This window comes from Frigidibacter oleivorans (assembly GCF_003993775.1).
GTDB classification, from domain to species: Bacteria; Pseudomonadota; Alphaproteobacteria; order Rhodobacterales; family Rhodobacteraceae; genus Frigidibacter; species Frigidibacter oleivorans.
In genome coordinates, this window is sequence record NZ_RJRZ01000001.1 from 57,787 (window position 1) to 72,682 (window position 14,896).

The window sequence follows — 14,896 nt, forward strand, 5'->3', positions numbered from 1 at the left end:
CCCGACGGGGCGCAGGAGAGCGCGCGGTCGGCTTCAGTCTGCCGTGATCGCCGCGGCGGCCGGCTTGACCTTTGCCCGCCCTGCCGACACGGTGCGCGCCGACCCGCCGCCGACCCATCCGGGCACGGCGCCCCTTGCGAGAAGCCCCATGAGCACCACCGGACGCAGACCCGGCCGCACCGCGCCCTTCGCGCCCTTCGAATTCGCCATCGCCTGGCGCTATCTGCGGGCGCGCCGCGCCGAAGGCGGGGTCAGCGTGATGACCTGGATCAGCCTGATCGGCGTCACCCTCGCCGTCTTCGCGCTGATCGCCACGCTGGCGGTGCGCGCAGGATTCCGCGCCGAATTCGTCGACACGATCCTCGGCGCCAACGCGCATGTGACGGTCTATCCCGAACCGCGGATCACCGAGACCGGCGCCACCATCCGCACCATCGAGGATTACGACGCGCTGGCGGCCCGGCTGGCCGAGGTGCCGGGCGTCACCCGCACCGCGCCGCTGATCCGCGGGCAGGTGATGGTCAGCCTCGGCGACCGCGCCTCGGCCGGCGATCTTTACGGCATCCGGGCCGAGGATCTGGCGGGCATCCCCCGTGTCGCCGATCCCGAGGCGAGCGAGGGCGACATCGCGCGGTTCGACGAGGGGGTCGCCATCGGCTCGGGCCTCGCCCGCGAACTGGGCGTGGTGCCGGGCGACCGCATCCGGCTGATCCAGCCCAACGGCGTGAAGACCGCCTTCGGTACCAGCCCGCGGGTGAACGCCTATGAGGTGGTCTATGTCTTCACCGCCGGGCGCTATGACATCGACCGCACCCGCATCTACCTGCCCTTCGCCGTGGCGCAGGACCATTTCAACCGAGAGGGGCTGGCCGACGAGATCGAGGTGATGCTCGACGATCCCGAGGCGGTGGAGGAGATGACCCTGCCCCTGCTGCGCGCCGCCGGTCCGGGTGCCTATCTCTGGACGTGGCGGGACAGTTCCGGCGCCTTCCTGCGCGCGCTGGATGTCGAGGACAACGTGATGTTCATCATCCTGTCGATCCTCGTGCTGATCGCGGCGATGAACATCACCTCGGGGCTGATCATGCTGGTCAAGAACAAGGGCCGCGACATCGGCATCCTGCGGACCATGGGCCTGACCGAGGGTTCGGTACTGCGGGTGTTCTTCCTGTGCGGGGCCTTTACCGGCATCATCGGCACCGCGGCGGGGGTGGCGCTCGGTTGCCTCTTCGCGATCTGGATCGACCCGATCTTCAGCTTCGTCAACTACATGGCCGGCGGCGGGGTCTGGGATCCGTCGATCCGCGGCATCTATACCCTGCCCGCCAAGCTGCAATGGTGGGACGTGGGCCGCGCCGCGGGGCTGAGCCTGTTCCTGTCCTTCGTGGTGACGATCTTCCCGGCGCGGCGCGCGGCCCGGATGAACCCGGTGGAGGCGCTGCGCTATGAGTGACCCGGTGCTGGAACTGCAGGGGCTGGAAAAGGGCTACAACCTCGGCCAGCCGTCCGAGGTGCGGGTGCTGCGCGGGCTGGACCTGACCGTCGCCCGGGGTGAGGCGGTGGCGCTGGTCGCGCCCTCGGGGGCGGGGAAATCGACGCTGCTTCACATCGCCGGGCTGCTTGACACCGCCGATGCGGGCCGGGTGGCGATCGGCGGGCAGGATATGGGGCAGGCCGGGGACCGCGCGCGCACGGCGATGCGGCGGGCCGAGGTGGGCTTCGTCTACCAGTTCCACCATCTGCTGCCGGAATTCACCGCGCTGGAAAACGTCATGCTGCCGCAACTGGCGAACGGCGTGGCGCGGGAGGCCGCCGAGGCGCGGGCCCGCGACCTGCTGGGCCGGGTCGGCGTGGCCGACCGCGCCGGCCACCGCCCCGCCGCGCTGTCGGGCGGGCAGCAGCAGCGCGTGGCCTTCTGCCGGGCGCTGGCCAACGGCCCGGCGCTGCTGCTGGCGGATGAACCCACCGGCAACCTGGACGGCGCGACCGCCGAACAGGTCTTCGACGCGCTGATGGCACTGGTCCGCGACACCGGCATGTCGGCGCTGATCGCGACCCACAACCTCGACCTCGCGGCACGGATGGACCGGGTGGTACGGATGGACGAGGGGCGGATTGCCGGCTGACGGCCCCGCCGGTCAGGCGGCAGGAGAGGCGTGACGGCGGACCAGTTCCTCTGCCGTCAGGTGCTGCAACTGCCACAGGTTGCGGTCGTGGATGCCGTGCTCTTCCAGCTTGGCGACGGTGTTGTAGAGGTATTCGGCGCCCGATCCGCGATGCCCGCAGGCGGTGGCGAGCCGCCGCGCCTGTTCCTCGACCGGCAGGCTGACCACGCCCTCGCCCTTCGGACCGGCCCAGAAAGTCAGCGCCGGCACCGCCTCGCCCTCCGACCGGACGCTGACGACGCGCACCATATGCGTGTGTTCGCGCGCCGCGATCTCGCGCCGCAACAGCGCCTCGATCCCGGCCCGTTCCTCGCCCGGCGCGACCTCCATCAGCAGTCCGGCCGCCGATCCGCCCGCTTCCAGCGCGAGCATCAGGCCGGGATATTCCGGCGAGCCGCGCCAGCTGGTCAGGTGCAGGCAGAAGCTGCGATGCCAGCCATGCGCCACGCCGCGGGTGATGCGGCCGACGGGGAAGCCGGGGTTCCAGATCAGCGAGCCATAGGCGAAGACGCGCACGGGTCCGCCGCCCGAGCGTTCCAGCCAGTCATCGGCCAGCCGGGCGAAATCCTCGTCGGTCAGCGCGGTCCATTCCGGCGGCAGGCCGGGATCCTCGACCTCGCGGAAGGCCCGGGCAACAAGCTCGGGCGTCAGCGTCATCCGGCGGGCGGATGCGGCGGGGGCGGGATCGAAGGGCATGGGCCGAAGGTAAGCGGCGGCGCCGCCGCGATCAACCGCTGCCGGATGCAGAGCCGGACCTGCGCCTGCGCACCGAAGCGCGGCCGGCTCAGACGTCCAGCTCTTCCACGAAGCGGGCATTCTCCTGGATGTACTGGAAGCGCAGTTCCGGCTTCTTGCCCATCAGCCGCTCCACCAGATCGCCGGTCTCGCCCGGCGCATCCTCGTCGATGCTGACCCGGATCAGCTTGCGCGTCGCCGGGTCCATCGTGGTGTCCTTCAGGTCCTTGGCGTCCATCTCGCCCAGGCCCTTGAACCGCTGCACGTCGATCTTGCCCTTGCCGCCCAGCCCCTTGGCCAGCCATTCCTCTTTCTCGGCATCGCTGCCGACATAGAGCCGCCGCGACCCCTGCGTCAGCCGGTAGAGCGGCGGGCAGGCGAGGAACAGGTGGCCCTTGTCGATCAGCGGACGCATCTGGGTGAAGAAAAAGGTCATCAGGAGGCTGGCGATATGGGCGCCGTCCACATCGGCATCGGTCATGATGATGATCTTGTCATAGCGCAGGTCGTCGACGCGGAACTTCGTGCCCATGCCGACGCCCAGCGCCTCGCAGATGTCGCGGATCTCGGAATTGTCGTTCAGCTTGGCCGAGGCCGCGCCCAGCACGTTCAGGATCTTGCCCTTCAGCGGCAGCAGGGCCTGCGTCTCGCGGTTGCGGGCGCCCTTGGCCGAGCCGCCGGCCGAGTCGCCCTCGACGATGAACAGCTCCGTCCCCTCGCGGTTCTTCGCGGAACAGTCGGTCAGCTTGCCGGGCAGGCGCAGCTTTTTCGTCGCCGACTTGCGCGCCGTCTCCTTCTCCTGCCGGCGGCGCATCCGTTCCTCGGCCCGCAGGACGAGGAAATCGAGGATCGCGCCCGCGGCCCTGGTATCGGCGGCGAGCCAATTGTCGAAATGGTCGCGGACCGCGCTTTCCACCCATTTCGCCGCCTCTTCGGTCGACAGCCGGTCCTTGGTCTGCCCGACGAACGAGGGTTCGCGGATGAAGATCGAGATCAGCGCGCAGCCGCCGGTCAGCATGTCCTCGCGGGTGATGTCGGCGGCCTTGCGGTTGCGGACCAATTCGCCATAGGCGCGGATGCCCTTCAGCATCGCCGCCCAGAACCCGGCCTCATGCGTGCCGCCATCGGGCGTGGGCACGGTGTTGCAATAGGATTGGATGAAGCCGTCCCGCGCCGCCGTCCAGTTGATCGCCCATTCCACCGATCCGGGCACACCGAACTTGTCCTGGAAGCTGACCTTGCCGGCGAAGGGTTTGTCGGCATAGGTGCTGTGCCCGGCGAGGTTTTCCGCCAGAAAATCCGACAGGCCGTTCGGAAAGTGAAACACGGCCTCGGCCGGCGTCTCGCCGTCCTCGACGGCCGAGCGCCAGCGGATTTCGACGCCCGAGAACAGGTAGGCCTTGGACCGCACCATCTTGAACAGCCGCGCCGGCTTCAGCTGCTGCGAGCCGAAGATCTGCGCGTCGGGATGGAAGGTGACGCTGGTCCCCCGCCGGTTGGGGGCCGGGCCGATCTTCGCCACCGGCCCCTGCGGCACGCCGCGGGCGAAATCCTGCGCGTAAAGTTCGCGGTTGCGCGCGACTTCGACCCGCATCCGGTCGGACAGGGCGTTGACCACCGACGAGCCGACGCCGTTCAGACCGCCCGAGGTGGAATAGGCCTTGTTGGAAAACTTGCCCCCCGCATGCAGCGTGCACAGGATCACCTCCAGCGCCGACTTGCCAGGGAATTTCGGATGCGGATCGACGGGGATGCCGCGGCCATTGTCGCGCACCGTCACCGAATGATCGGCATGCAGCTCGACCTCGATGCGGTTGGCATGGCCCGCCACCGCCTCGTCCATCGCGTTGTCGAGGATCTCGGCCACCATGTGGTGCAGCGCCCGTTCGTCGGTGCCGCCGATATACATGCCGGGCCGCTTGCGCACGGGTTCCAGCCCCTCGAGCACCTCGATGGACGAGGCGTCATAGGTGTCGGAGGGACCGGACAGCAGGTCTTCGGGCATGGGATCGCTCTTTGCTGGTGATGGGTCCGTCTTACAACACAGCCGGGCCTGACGCGCAATCTTTCGTGGGTCGCGGCGCCGGAACCGCCAATTCTGGCGCGACTGCCGCGGTTTTGCGCAGTCAGTCGCGCGGGCTGCCCTGTGCCCGCAGCCGCGCCTCGATCCGGCGCAGGATCAGCGACAGGCCGACAGTCAGCGTCAGATAGATCAGCGCCACGAGGTTGTAGGTCTCGAAATAGCGGAAGTTCCCGGCAGAGATCACCTTGCCGAGCTGCGTCACATCCGTCACCCCGAGGACGGAGACGAGCGAGCTGTCTTTCACCATTGCGACAAAGTCGTTGCCGAGCGGCGGCAGGATCACCCGGAATCCTTGCGGAAACACGATCAGCCGGAAGATCTGCCCCCGGCTGAGGCCAAGGCTTTCCGCCGCCTCCACCTGCCCCTCCGGCACCGCCATCAGCCCGGCGCGGAAAATTTCGGCGAGAAAGGCCGAATAGGCCAGCGTCAGCGCCGCCACCGCCCGCCACAGCAGCGGCACGTCGCGGGTGCGCAGAGGCGGCAGTCCCGCGGCCTCGGCCAGCGCGTTCCAGCCGGCGATCGCGCCCGGCACGATCACGAAGGCCACATAGAGCAGCAGCACCAGGATCGGGATGCCGCGCATCACCTCGATCCACAGCCGCGCCGCCTGCCGCAGCAGCAGATGACGCGACAGGCTCATCACCGCCAGCCCCAGCCCGAGCGCCGCGGCGGCCAGATAGGCCACCACCGAAACGACGACCGTGATCTGCACCCCCTGCAGCAGCGCGGCCATCACCCCGGCCTGGACCGGGCTGGTCGCCACCTGCCAGCCGGCCCAAAGGCCGGTCGCGCCCAGGATCAGCAGCCACCACGGAAAGTCGCGGTCCGGGTCGCGCCGTCGCGGCATCATGTGCCCTGCGGTCCGGCCGTCACCGGGTCCGCGTCCTCACTGGCCCATCTTGTAATCGAGGAACCACTTGCGGTTCAGCGCCTCCAGCGTGCCGTCGGCCTGCATCGCGGCAATGGCGGCATCGACCGGCGCCACCAGATCCGAGCCCTTGGGGAAGATGAAGCCGAAATCCTCGGTCCCCAGCGGCTCGCCCACCAGCTTCAGCGCGCCATTCGAGGCGGCCACATAGCCCTCGCCCGAGGTGCCGTCGGTCAGCACCAGATCGACATCCCCCGCCCGCAGCGCCGCCACCCCGGCACCGAAGGTTTCGAACAGCTTGATGCGGGGATTGGCCTCGTTCCCGTCCAGCACCTCGTAGACGCCGACATAGAAGGGCGTGGTGCCCGGCTGCGCGGCCATCAGCAGGTCGGCGTCGGCGGCGAAACCCGCCGCGTCATCGAAGCGCGTCTCGTCGCCGCGCACCATCATCACCATCTGCGACCGCATGTAGGGGGCGGAGAAATCGACCATCTCCTTGCGGTCGTCGCGGATGGTGATGCCGGTCATGCCGATGTCGAACTGGCCCTCGGCAATCGCCTGTATCATCGCGTCCCAGCTGATATTCTCGTAGGTCACGGTCATGTTCAGCCGTTCGGCGATCTCGGCCATCGCGTCATATTCCCAGCCCACGGTCTGCCCTTGGGCATCGACGAATTGCAGCGGCGGATAGGCGTTTTCCGTCACCACCGTCACCGCGCGGCCTCCGAGGTCGGGCAGATCGGCGGCGGCGAGCGGGGCGGGCAGCAGGGCGGCGGCAAGGACGGCGGCGCGGGCAAGGGGCAGGGACAGGCGCATCTGGGGGCTCCTCGGACGGGGGTGGCGCGAGCCTAGGGACGGGTGCCCGCGCTGTCCAGCAGCCGTCTTACCGGCTGTCCCGGTCGCCGGGGCCGGCCGGATGCACCTGCCCGCAGACCGGGCAATCCGCCCGCCTGCGCACCGTCACCACCCGGTTCTCGCCCCACAGCGCATCCAGCAGCATCAACCGTCCGCGCAGCGACTGGCCCGCGCCCGTGATCTCCTTGATCGCCTCGGCGGCCATGGTCGCGCCGAGGATGCCGGGCAGCGCCCCCATCACCCCCGCCTCGGCGCAGGAGGGGGCGAGGCCCGGCGCCGGCACCTCGGGGAAGACGCAGGCGAAGCAGGGCGCGCCCCGGTCGGGATCGTAGAGCGACAGCTGCCCTTCCCATTGCGTGATCGCGCCCGACAGCAGCGGCTTGCCCGCCGCCACCGCCGCTTCGTTCACCAGAAGCCGGGTATCGAAATTGTCGGACCCGTCGAGGATCAGGTCATAGTCGGCGAACAGCGCCGGCGCCGCCTCGGCGGTCAGGCGGCGATTGTAGGGGCGCAGCGTGACGAAGGGGTTCAGCGCCTTCACCGCGATCTCGGCGGAAAAGACCTTGGGCATCCCGATCCGCGCATCGGCATGGATGATCTGCCGCTGCAGGTTGGAATTCGACACGGTGTCGTCGTCGATCACGCCGATCGTGCCCACACCCGCCGCTGCCAGATAAAGGATCGCGGGCGAGCCGAGCCCCCCCGCCCCCACCACCAGCACCCGCGCCTGTTTCAGCCGGCGCTGGCCCATGCCGCCGACCTCGCGCAGCACGATATGGCGGGCATAGCGGTCGAGTTCGGTGTCGGAAAAGACGCCGGGTTTCGCCGCCGCGGGGGGCGCGGCCCCGGCGCGGCGCCGCAGCCGGCCCAGCACCGTGCGATAGGCCAGCGCCAGCGCCACCAGCACCGCCAGCGCCAGCCAGCCCCGCGCGGTGCCGCCCACCGCCTGACGCAGCGGCGCGCCGTCGGGCAGCACCAGATGCACCAGCACCGCCCCCGCCCACAGCGCCAGCAGCATCGCCCCGATCAGCCAGCGCGGCAGCCGCAGCAGCGCGCCGAAGGCGATCAGCGCCGCCGCGGCGGCCAGCACCGTCATCGCCGGCCCGTCGATCCGAAGCCGCCCGTCCCGCGCGGCGTGTCGCCCAGACGGTCGGCCAGCGCGAATTCCGCCTGCAGCACCGGCGCCACCACCAGCTGCGCGATCCGGTCGCCATGCTGGATCGTGTAGGGGTCGTTCGACAGGTTGATCAGCAGGATTCCCACCGGCCCGCGATAGTCGCTGTCGATGGTGCCCGGGGTGTTGGGCAGGCTGATCCCGTGTTTCAGCGCAAGGCCGGACCGCGGGCGCACCTGCACCTCGAATCCTTCGGGGATTTCCATGCGAAAGCCCGCCGGCAGCACCGCGCGGCGGAACGGATCGAGGATGAAGCCCGTCGCCCGGTCCTCGGGCCGCAGGTTGGCGCGCACATCGGCCCCGGCGGAGCCGGCAGTCTCATAGCCCGGCAGCGGCAGGTCGCGGTCGGCCCAGTCTTCCCACATCAGGCGGATCAGCGGCGCGGCGGTCATGCCAGCGCCCCGGCGATCCGTTCGGCCAGCCTGCGGGCCACGGCATCCTTGGTCATGCGCGGCCACTCCTCTGCGCCCTGGTCCGTCACCAGCGTGACGGCGTTTTCCGACCCGCCCATGATCCCGGTCGCGGGCGAGACATCGTTGGCCACGATCCAGTCGCAGCCCTTGCGCGCCCGTTTCGCGGTCGCATGTTCCACCACCCGTTCGGTTTCGGCGGCGAAGCCAACGACCAGGCGCGGCCGTCCCTCGGCCCGGCGGGCGATGGTGGCGAGGATGTCGGGATTTTCCGCGAAGTCCAGCGCGGGGGGCCGGCCGCTGCCATCCTTCTTCATCTTCTGCGCGCCCCGGTTCGCCACGCGCCAGTCTGCCACGGCGGCGGCGAAGACGGCGGCATCGGCGGGCAGCGCCGCCTCGACCGCCGCCAGCATCTCGGCCGCCGATTCGACGCGGATCACCGTCACCCCGGCGGGCGGGGGGATCGCGGCCGGGCCGGTGACGAAGCTGACCCGCGCGCCGAGGTTGCGCAGCGCCGCGGCCAGCGCCGTGCCCTGCGCGCCGGAGGACCGGTTGGCGATATAGCGCACCGGGTCGATCGGCTCATGCGTCGGACCGGAGGTCACCAGCACATGGCGCCCCGCCAGCGGCCCCGCCGGCACGGGCGACAGCGCGGCGGCGATGGCGGCGACGATCGCGGGCGGCTCGGCCATGCGCCCCGGCCCCCATTCGCCGCAGGCCATGTCGCCCTCGTCCGGGCCGACGGACAGCACCCCGTCCGCCGCCAGCCGGTCGCGGTTGCGCTGCGTCGCCGGATGCTGCCACATCCGCACGTTCATCGCCGGGGCGATCAGCACCCGCTTGTCGGTCGCCAGCAGCAACGTGGTCGCCAGATCGCCGGCCAGCCCCTGCGCCATCTTCGCCATCAGGTCGGCGGTCGCGGGGGCCACCACCACCAGATCGGCGGCGCGGGACAGCTGGATATGCCCGATCTCGGCCTCTTGCGTCAGGTCGAACAGATCGCGATGCGCCGCCTGCCCCGCCAGCGTCGCGACGGACAGCGGGGTCACGAATTCCTCGGCGGCGCGGGTCAGCACCGGCACCACCGAGGCACCCTGCCCCTTCAGCAGCCGGATCAGTTCCAGCGCCTTGTAGGCCGCGATGCCGCCGCCGACGATCAGAAGGATGCGCTTGCCCGCCAGCATTCCGGCCTCCGCTTCTGTCGTGACGGGTTCGGGCGTCACGGCTTCCGGCGCCACAGGATTAGGGGCCGGTCCCGGCGAAGGCAACCTATCGCAGCGCCGCGCAGGGGTCGTCGCGTTCGGCGGGCGGGGTGACGATCCAGCGGTCGAAGGGCTGGTCCGGCGCGGCCGGGGCCTCCACCTGGCCCACCGACAGCACCGTGATGCCGGGCTCGGCCAGCCGGATCAGCGCCGGAACGCCCCAGTCGCTGCGCGCGTGGCCGGAGCCTGCGATCACCGCCACCGGCCCGCCAGTATCGGCCAGCGCCTGCAGCGCCGCCTCGGCCAGCGCCGCGTCGCGCAGGCGCTGCGCCTCGACCATGCCGGGCATCAGGTCTTCGGGCATCGCCCGGCAATGCGCCTCCATCTGTTCGGCCTCGCGCAGTGCCTGTTCGGGCGCGGGCAGCGGCCGGTCCAGCCCGAAACGCGGCGCGTCCGGGCCGAAGACGGCGGCCGCGCCCTCGGCGACCGACCGGCGCACCGCATCGCGCGGCAGGGCCGCGCCATAGACGCGCGCCCCGCGGGCGGCAGCGAAGATCGGGTGATACATGGCGAAATCCGGCCAGCCCGACCTCTCCCACTCCAGCGCCGCGGCCAGCGCCGCCGCGTCGTCGCGCAGGTCGGGCGTGGCCCGCGCCGCCTGCTCCGGGGTCAGCATCTCGAACACCAGCGCGGCGGGGCGCAGCGCCGCGACCGCCTGCGCCTGATGGGCATGATGAGCCGGATTGTCATGCACCTCGCCCAGCACCACCACCTGGGCTCCCAGCATCGCCCCGGCCAAGTCCGCCGGGGCAATCTCGCGGGCGAAGACAGGCGCGCACAGCAGCAGCGCGGGGATCACGGCGCGGATCATGCGAGGAAGTGATGCACTTCCTGGCTCTGCTCCTCAAGGCTGCGGCGCATCTTGCCGAAGGCCTGCGCCTCGAGCTGGCGGATCCGTTCCTTCGACAGGCCCAGTTCCTCGCCCAGCGATTCCAGCGTGCGCGGCTCGGCCCGCAGCTTGCGTTCCTCGACGATATAGCGTTCGCGCGCGGTCAGCACGGCCATCGCCCGCCCCAGCCAGGCGCGCAGCCGTTCGGCATCATGCGCCTCGGCCACCCGGTCCGAGGCCTGGGGACTGTCATCCTCCAGCGCGTCGATCCATTCGCGCCCGTCCTCGTCGACGCTCTGCGTCGCGTTGAGCGAGAAGTCCGACCCCGACAGCCGACCTTCCATCATCTCGACATCCGCGAGCGGCACCCCCACCTCGACCGCGATCCGCGCGCGCAGCTGGTGCGAATCCAGTCGCTCGCCGCGCCCCTCGGCCTCGCGCTCCAGCCGGGCCTGAACGCGGCGCATGTTGAAGAACAGCGCCTTCTGCGACGAGGTCGATCCGGTGCGCACCATCGACCAGTTGCGCATGACGTAGTCCTGGATCGAGGCCTTGATCCACCAGACGGCATAGGTCGAGAACCGCACGCCCCGGTCCGGGTCGAACTTGTCCGCGGCCTTCATCAGGCCCAGCCCCGCCTCCTGGATCAGGTCGTTCATCGGCGCGCCATAGCGGCGGAACTTAGACGCCATCGAGATCGCGAGCCGCATATAGGCGGTGACCAGCCGGTGCAGCGCGGCCTCGTCGCGCCGGTCGCGCCAGGCGACGGCCAGCGCGTGTTCGGTCTCGGCATCCAGCAGCTCGGCCTTCATGGCGCGGCGGGGAAGCACGCTTTCGGCAAGTCCATCCAGAGCCATCGGATCCCTTCCTTCCTGCGCTGCAGCGGGGCCGCCTCTCGTCGCGCCCTGCTCCTCGCTTCCCTACGCGTCGCGGCCGGGGGTGGATCACCGGCGCGGGGTGGATGGCGAAACCGTGAACATCACGTTCCGTGATGTCCCGCCGCACCAATCTCCGTTCGCTCCGGGCGCCCCGCGCCGTTAGCACTACGCCCGAGACAGTCAAATCGTTCCGGGGATGCCGCCATGAGCTATGAACTCGCCATCGGGGATCGCACCTATTCCAGCTGGTCGCTGCGCGGCTGGCTGATGTTCGAGGCGTTCGGCATCCCCGTCCGGGTGCGCCGCGCGCGGCTTTACAGCGACGAGGTTCCGCGTCTTCTGGCCGATTTCGCGCCCGCCCGGCTGGTGCCGGCGATGCGCACGCCGGAGGGGATCGCGGTGGGCGAGACGCTGGCGATCGCCGAAACACTGGCCGAACGCCACCCCGAGGCCGGGATGTGGCCCGCCGACCCGGCGGCGCGGGCCTTCGCGCGCTGGCTGTCGGCCGAGATGCATGCAGGCTTCGCCGCGCTGCGCGACCACTGCACCATGCATCTGGGGAAAAGCTATACCGACTGCGCGCCGCCCCCGGCCGTGCTGGCCGACGTCGCGCGGATCGAGGCGCTGTGGGCCGAGGCGCGGCAGCGGTTCGGCGCGGGCGGACCGTGGCTCTTCGGCGCCTACAGCATCGCCGACGCGATGTATGCGCCGGTCGCGGGCCGGATCGCCACCTACAATCTGCCGGTGGGCGCCGGCGCCGCGGCCTATGTCGCGGCGCATCTGGCCGACCCCGCCTTCCGCCGCTGGCGGGCGATGGGTCTGGCCGAGAATTTCGAACAGCCCGTCTATCGCCGCGACTACCCGGAGCGCCCCTGGCCCGGCCCCGCGCCGCGGCCCGCGGACCGGGCCGAAGGTCCGTCGGAAAACGTGGCCTGTCCCTATTCGGGCGATCCCGTCACGCACTACCTGCGGATGGACGGGCGGGTCTGGGGCTTCTGCAACGCCTTCTGCCGCGACAAGACCCTGCATGACCCCGAAGCCTGGCCCGCCTTCATGGCGATGGTCGGGGCAGCCGCGCTGCTGTCCACAGTGCCCCCCGCGCCCGCCCGTTAACCATTCGGCAACCAAGCGCCGCTACCGCTGAACCGCAAGGGTGGGCGGCGCATGGTGGCACGGGCCTATACGGTGGCCTTCGACGGGGTCGAGGCCCGCATCGTCGAGGTGCAATGCGCGGTGACGGCCGGCCTGCCGGGCTTCGCCGTCGTGGGCCTGCCCGACAAGGCCGTGTCCGAGGCACGCGACCGGGTGCGGGCCGCGCTGTCGGCGCTGTCCATCGCGCTGCCATCGAAGAAGATCACCGTCAACCTCTCGCCCGCGGACCTGCCCAAGGAAGGCTCGCATTTCGACCTGCCGATCGCGCTGGCGCTGCTGGCCGCCATCGGCATCCTGCCGGGGGAAGAGGTCGAGGGCTGCGTGGCCCTGGGCGAGATGTCGCTCGACGGGCGGCTGGTGGCGGTGGTGGGCGCGCTGCCCGCGGCGATGGCGGCGGGGGCCGAGGATCGCGCCCTGATCTGCCCCGCGGCCTGCGGGGCCGAGGCGGCCTGGGTCGGCGCGGTGCCGGTCTTCGCCCCCGCGACCCTGACCGAGGCGATCCGCCACCTGACGGGCGAGGCGCCGCTGTCGCCGTCGCGTCCCGGCGAGGTGCGCGACGACGCCGCCGTCCCCGACCTGCGCGACGTGAAGGGGCAGGAACGCGCCAAGCGCGCGCTGGAAATTGCCGCGGCCGGGCGCCACCACCTGCTGATGACCGGCCCGCCCGGCAGCGGCAAGTCGATGCTCGCCCGCCGGATGCCGGGCCTTCTGCCGCCGCTGTCGCCGGTCGAGGCGCTGGAAACCTCGATGATCCATTCCCTGGCCGGGCGGCTGCCCGAAGGCGGCATCTCGCGCCGCCGGCCCTATCAGGACCCGCATCACACCGCCTCGTCCCCCGCCATCGTCGGCGGCGGGCGCGGCGCGAAGCCGGGCGAGATCAGCCTCGCCCATAACGGCGTGCTGTTCCTCGACGAACTGCCGGAATTTCCCCGCGCCATCCTCGACACGTTGCGCCAGCCGCTGGAAACCGGCGAGATCATGGTGTCGCGCGCCAATGCCCATGTGCGCTATCCCTGCCGCTTCCTGCTGGTCGCGGCGGCGAATCCCTGCAAGTGCGGGCATCTCGCCGATCCCGCCCGCAGCTGCAGCCGGGTGCCCGCCTGCGGCGAGGACTATCTCGGCCGCATCTCGGGCCCGCTGATGGACCGCTTCGACCTGCGCGTCGAGGTGCCGCCCGTGGCCTTCCGCGACCTCGACCTGCCCGCCGCGGGCGAGGGCAGCGCCGAGGTGGCGGCCCGGGTCGCCGCCGCCCGGGCCCGGCAGGCGGAGCGTTATGCCGGCCATCCCGGCCTGCGCTCCAACGCCGATGCCGAAGGCGCGCTGCTGGAACAGGTGGCCGGACCGGATGCCGAGGGGCGCGCCGTGCTGGCCACCGCCGCCGAACGCTTCGGCCTGTCCGCCCGCGGCTATCACCGGGTGCTGCGGGTGGCCCGCACCATCGCCGATCTGGCCGGCTCCGACGGTGTCGCCCGCCCGCATGTGGCCGAGGCGATCAGCTTCCGGCTGAGCGTGGCGGCGCCGGGCTGACCTCACACAGTCCGAGATCGCGGCGGATGGCGCGGGCCAGCAGCCGCAGGCCCTGCCGCGCCTCGGGCACCCAGCCGTCGAACAGATGCACGACATGCGGCGCATGGGGATGCAGATGCAGGTCCACCGCCACGCCCTCCGCCCCCAGCCGCCGCGCCAGCCGCAGGCTGTCGTCCAGCAGGATCTCGGTTTCGCCCACCTGCAGATGCAGGCAGCGCAGCCCCCCGAAACGCGAATGCAGCGGCGAGGCCGCGACCGGATCGCCCCCCGGTCCCAGCACCAGCGCCGCCACCTCGGGCAGGCGCCGCGCCGACAACAGCGCGTCGCGCCCGGCATTTTCGCGGATCGAGGCGCCGCTGCCCGCAAGATCGGTCCAGGGCGACAGCGCGTAGACCGTCCCCGGCGCCTCGCCCCGCGCCAGAAGGCGCGCGGCCAGCAACAGCGCCAGTCCCCCGCCGGCGGAATCGCCGCCGAGGGCGATGCGGCCGGCGGGATAGTCCCGCCGCAGCCGGTCCCAGGCGGCGCAGGCATCCTCCAGCGCGGCGGGGAAAGGATGTTCCGGGGCGAGGCGATAGCGGGGCGCCACCACCGGCAGCCGCGCCAGCCGCGACAGCCGGGCCAGCATCGCGGCATGGGTGCGGGGCGAGCCCGCCACATAGGCGCCCCCGTGGAAATGCAGGATCGCGGCGCCGTCCTCCACCGGCCCCGCGGTCAGCCGCAGCCCGCCGGGTCCCGGCGCGGGGTCGCCCCAGGGCTCGGCCCGGGCCTCCGGCACCCGCAGGCCGCCCGTCCGGGCCGCCCGCTCCATCATCCGCCGGGCCAGCGCCGGATCGACGGGCCGGTCGGCCAGCGGCCGCACCGCCCGGCGCAGCCACAGGTTCAGCAGGCGCAGCCGCAGGCTCGGGGGCCGCGGCCCCACGGCATCGTCGGGATCCTGCGCGCCCCCCGCCGCGGCCAT

General features: G+C 71.4%; 14 protein-coding genes. 4 read left to right on the forward strand and 10 right to left on the reverse strand.

Going from position 1 to position 14,896, the window contains the following annotated elements; all coding sequences use genetic code 11:
- Positions 1-148: 148 nt before the first annotated feature.
- Positions 149-1,453, forward strand: coding sequence for an ABC transporter permease (locus tag EEY80_RS00320; RefSeq protein ID WP_126974579.1), 1,305 nt, complete (start codon positions 149-151; stop codon positions 1,451-1,453).
- Positions 1,446-2,126: an ABC transporter ATP-binding protein gene (locus EEY80_RS00325; protein ID WP_126974580.1), complete on the forward strand. Its 681-nt coding sequence runs from the start codon at positions 1,446-1,448 to the stop codon at positions 2,124-2,126. Before EEY80_RS00320 ends, EEY80_RS00325 begins: the two co-directional genes overlap by 8 nt.
- 12 nt (positions 2,127-2,138) lie before the next feature.
- On the opposite strand, the gene EEY80_RS00330 is transcribed toward EEY80_RS00325, so the two are convergent.
- The 9 genes from EEY80_RS00330 to EEY80_RS00370 all read right to left on the reverse strand — a co-directional run bounded on the left by EEY80_RS00330 (position 2,139) and on the right by EEY80_RS00370 (position 11,238).
- The gene (locus tag EEY80_RS00330; protein ID WP_205749001.1) at positions 2,139-2,861 is read right to left on the reverse strand and encodes a gamma-glutamylcyclotransferase; all 723 of its coding nucleotides are present in this window, start codon (positions 2,859-2,861) and stop codon (positions 2,139-2,141) included.
- 88 nt (positions 2,862-2,949) lie between these two features.
- Complete coding sequence (gene parE, locus EEY80_RS00335; RefSeq protein WP_126974581.1) at positions 2,950-4,905, reverse strand: DNA topoisomerase IV subunit B; 1,956 nt, start codon at positions 4,903-4,905, stop codon at positions 2,950-2,952.
- A 121-nt stretch (positions 4,906-5,026) separates the two neighbouring features.
- Positions 5,027-5,830, reverse strand: a complete 804-nt coding sequence (locus tag EEY80_RS00340; protein WP_126975060.1) for an amino acid ABC transporter permease — start codon at positions 5,828-5,830, stop codon at positions 5,027-5,029.
- A gap of 39 nt (positions 5,831-5,869) precedes the next feature.
- Positions 5,870-6,667 (reverse strand): transporter substrate-binding domain-containing protein, encoded by a 798-nt coding sequence (locus tag EEY80_RS00345; RefSeq protein ID WP_126974582.1) that lies wholly within the window; start codon positions 6,665-6,667, stop codon positions 5,870-5,872.
- Between the two features lie 67 nt (positions 6,668-6,734).
- Positions 6,735-7,802, reverse strand: coding sequence for a HesA/MoeB/ThiF family protein (locus EEY80_RS00350; RefSeq protein ID WP_126974583.1), 1,068 nt, complete (start codon positions 7,800-7,802; stop codon positions 6,735-6,737).
- Entirely contained in the window at positions 7,799-8,272 is a 474-nt protein-coding gene (gene dut, locus EEY80_RS00355; RefSeq protein WP_126974584.1) for a dUTP diphosphatase, read from the reverse strand. Before dut ends, EEY80_RS00350 begins: the two co-directional genes overlap by 4 nt.
- Positions 8,269-9,474, reverse strand: a complete 1,206-nt coding sequence (gene coaBC / locus EEY80_RS00360) for a bifunctional phosphopantothenoylcysteine decarboxylase/phosphopantothenate--cysteine ligase CoaBC (protein WP_126974585.1) — start codon at positions 9,472-9,474, stop codon at positions 8,269-8,271. The genes dut and coaBC overlap by 4 nt, the downstream gene beginning before the upstream one ends.
- 85 nt (positions 9,475-9,559) lie before the next feature.
- A complete protein-coding gene (locus EEY80_RS00365; protein ID WP_126974586.1) occupies positions 9,560-10,363 on the reverse strand; it encodes a ChaN family lipoprotein in 804 nt (267 codons plus the stop codon).
- Positions 10,360-11,238 carry an RNA polymerase factor sigma-32 gene (locus EEY80_RS00370; RefSeq protein WP_126974587.1) on the reverse strand — a complete coding sequence of 293 codons (879 nt, stop codon included), beginning with the start codon at positions 11,236-11,238 and terminating at the stop codon, positions 10,360-10,362. The genes EEY80_RS00365 and EEY80_RS00370 overlap by 4 nt, the downstream gene beginning before the upstream one ends.
- Positions 11,239-11,463: 225 nt before the next feature.
- Here EEY80_RS00370 and EEY80_RS00375 point away from each other — a divergent pair, with 225 nt between their 5' ends.
- Positions 11,464-12,372 (forward strand): glutathione S-transferase, encoded by a 909-nt coding sequence (locus EEY80_RS00375; RefSeq protein ID WP_126974588.1) that lies wholly within the window; start codon positions 11,464-11,466, stop codon positions 12,370-12,372.
- A gap of 51 nt (positions 12,373-12,423) precedes the next feature.
- Positions 12,424-13,938 carry a YifB family Mg chelatase-like AAA ATPase gene (locus EEY80_RS00380; protein ID WP_126974589.1) on the forward strand — a complete coding sequence of 505 codons (1,515 nt, stop codon included), beginning with the start codon at positions 12,424-12,426 and terminating at the stop codon, positions 13,936-13,938.
- Here the strand turns inward: EEY80_RS00380 and EEY80_RS00385 are convergent.
- The gene (locus EEY80_RS00385; RefSeq protein WP_126974590.1) at positions 13,904-14,896 is read right to left on the reverse strand and encodes an alpha/beta hydrolase; all 993 of its coding nucleotides are present in this window, start codon (positions 14,894-14,896) and stop codon (positions 13,904-13,906) included. The genes EEY80_RS00380 and EEY80_RS00385 overlap by 35 nt on opposite strands.

What these genes read in the sequence shown, in the direction of transcription:
- EEY80_RS00375 (WP_126974588.1), top strand. Translation starts at nt 11,464, where the DNA reads ATGAGCTATGAACTCGCCATCGGGGATCGCACCTATTCCAGCTGGTCG.
- EEY80_RS00380 (WP_126974589.1), top strand. Translation starts at nt 12,424, where the DNA reads ATGGTGGCACGGGCCTATACGGTGGCCTTCGACGGGGTCGAGGCCCGC.
- EEY80_RS00370 (WP_126974587.1), bottom strand. Translation starts at nt 11,238, where the DNA reads ATGGCTCTGGATGGACTTGCCGAAAGCGTGCTTCCCCGCCGCGCCATG.
- EEY80_RS00345 (WP_126974582.1), bottom strand. Translation starts at nt 6,667, where the DNA reads ATGCGCCTGTCCCTGCCCCTTGCCCGCGCCGCCGTCCTTGCCGCCGCC.
- EEY80_RS00385 (WP_126974590.1), bottom strand. Translation starts at nt 14,896, where the DNA reads ATGGCCGCGGCGGGGGGCGCGCAGGATCCCGACGATGCCGTGGGGCCG.
- EEY80_RS00340 (WP_126975060.1), bottom strand. Translation starts at nt 5,830, where the DNA reads ATGCCGCGACGGCGCGACCCGGACCGCGACTTTCCGTGGTGGCTGCTG.
- EEY80_RS00320 (WP_126974579.1), top strand. Translation starts at nt 149, where the DNA reads ATGAGCACCACCGGACGCAGACCCGGCCGCACCGCGCCCTTCGCGCCC.
- EEY80_RS00325 (WP_126974580.1), top strand. Translation starts at nt 1,446, where the DNA reads ATGAGTGACCCGGTGCTGGAACTGCAGGGGCTGGAAAAGGGCTACAAC.
- EEY80_RS00365 (WP_126974586.1), bottom strand. Translation starts at nt 10,363, where the DNA reads ATGATCCGCGCCGTGATCCCCGCGCTGCTGCTGTGCGCGCCTGTCTTC.
- parE (WP_126974581.1), bottom strand. Translation starts at nt 4,905, where the DNA reads ATGCCCGAAGACCTGCTGTCCGGTCCCTCCGACACCTATGACGCCTCG.
- coaBC (WP_126974585.1), bottom strand. Translation starts at nt 9,474, where the DNA reads ATGCTGGCGGGCAAGCGCATCCTTCTGATCGTCGGCGGCGGCATCGCG.
- dut (WP_126974584.1), bottom strand. Translation starts at nt 8,272, where the DNA reads ATGACCGCCGCGCCGCTGATCCGCCTGATGTGGGAAGACTGGGCCGAC.
- EEY80_RS00330 (WP_205749001.1), bottom strand. Translation starts at nt 2,861, where the DNA reads ATGCCCTTCGATCCCGCCCCCGCCGCATCCGCCCGCCGGATGACGCTG.
- EEY80_RS00350 (WP_126974583.1), bottom strand. Translation starts at nt 7,802, where the DNA reads ATGACGGTGCTGGCCGCCGCGGCGGCGCTGATCGCCTTCGGCGCGCTG.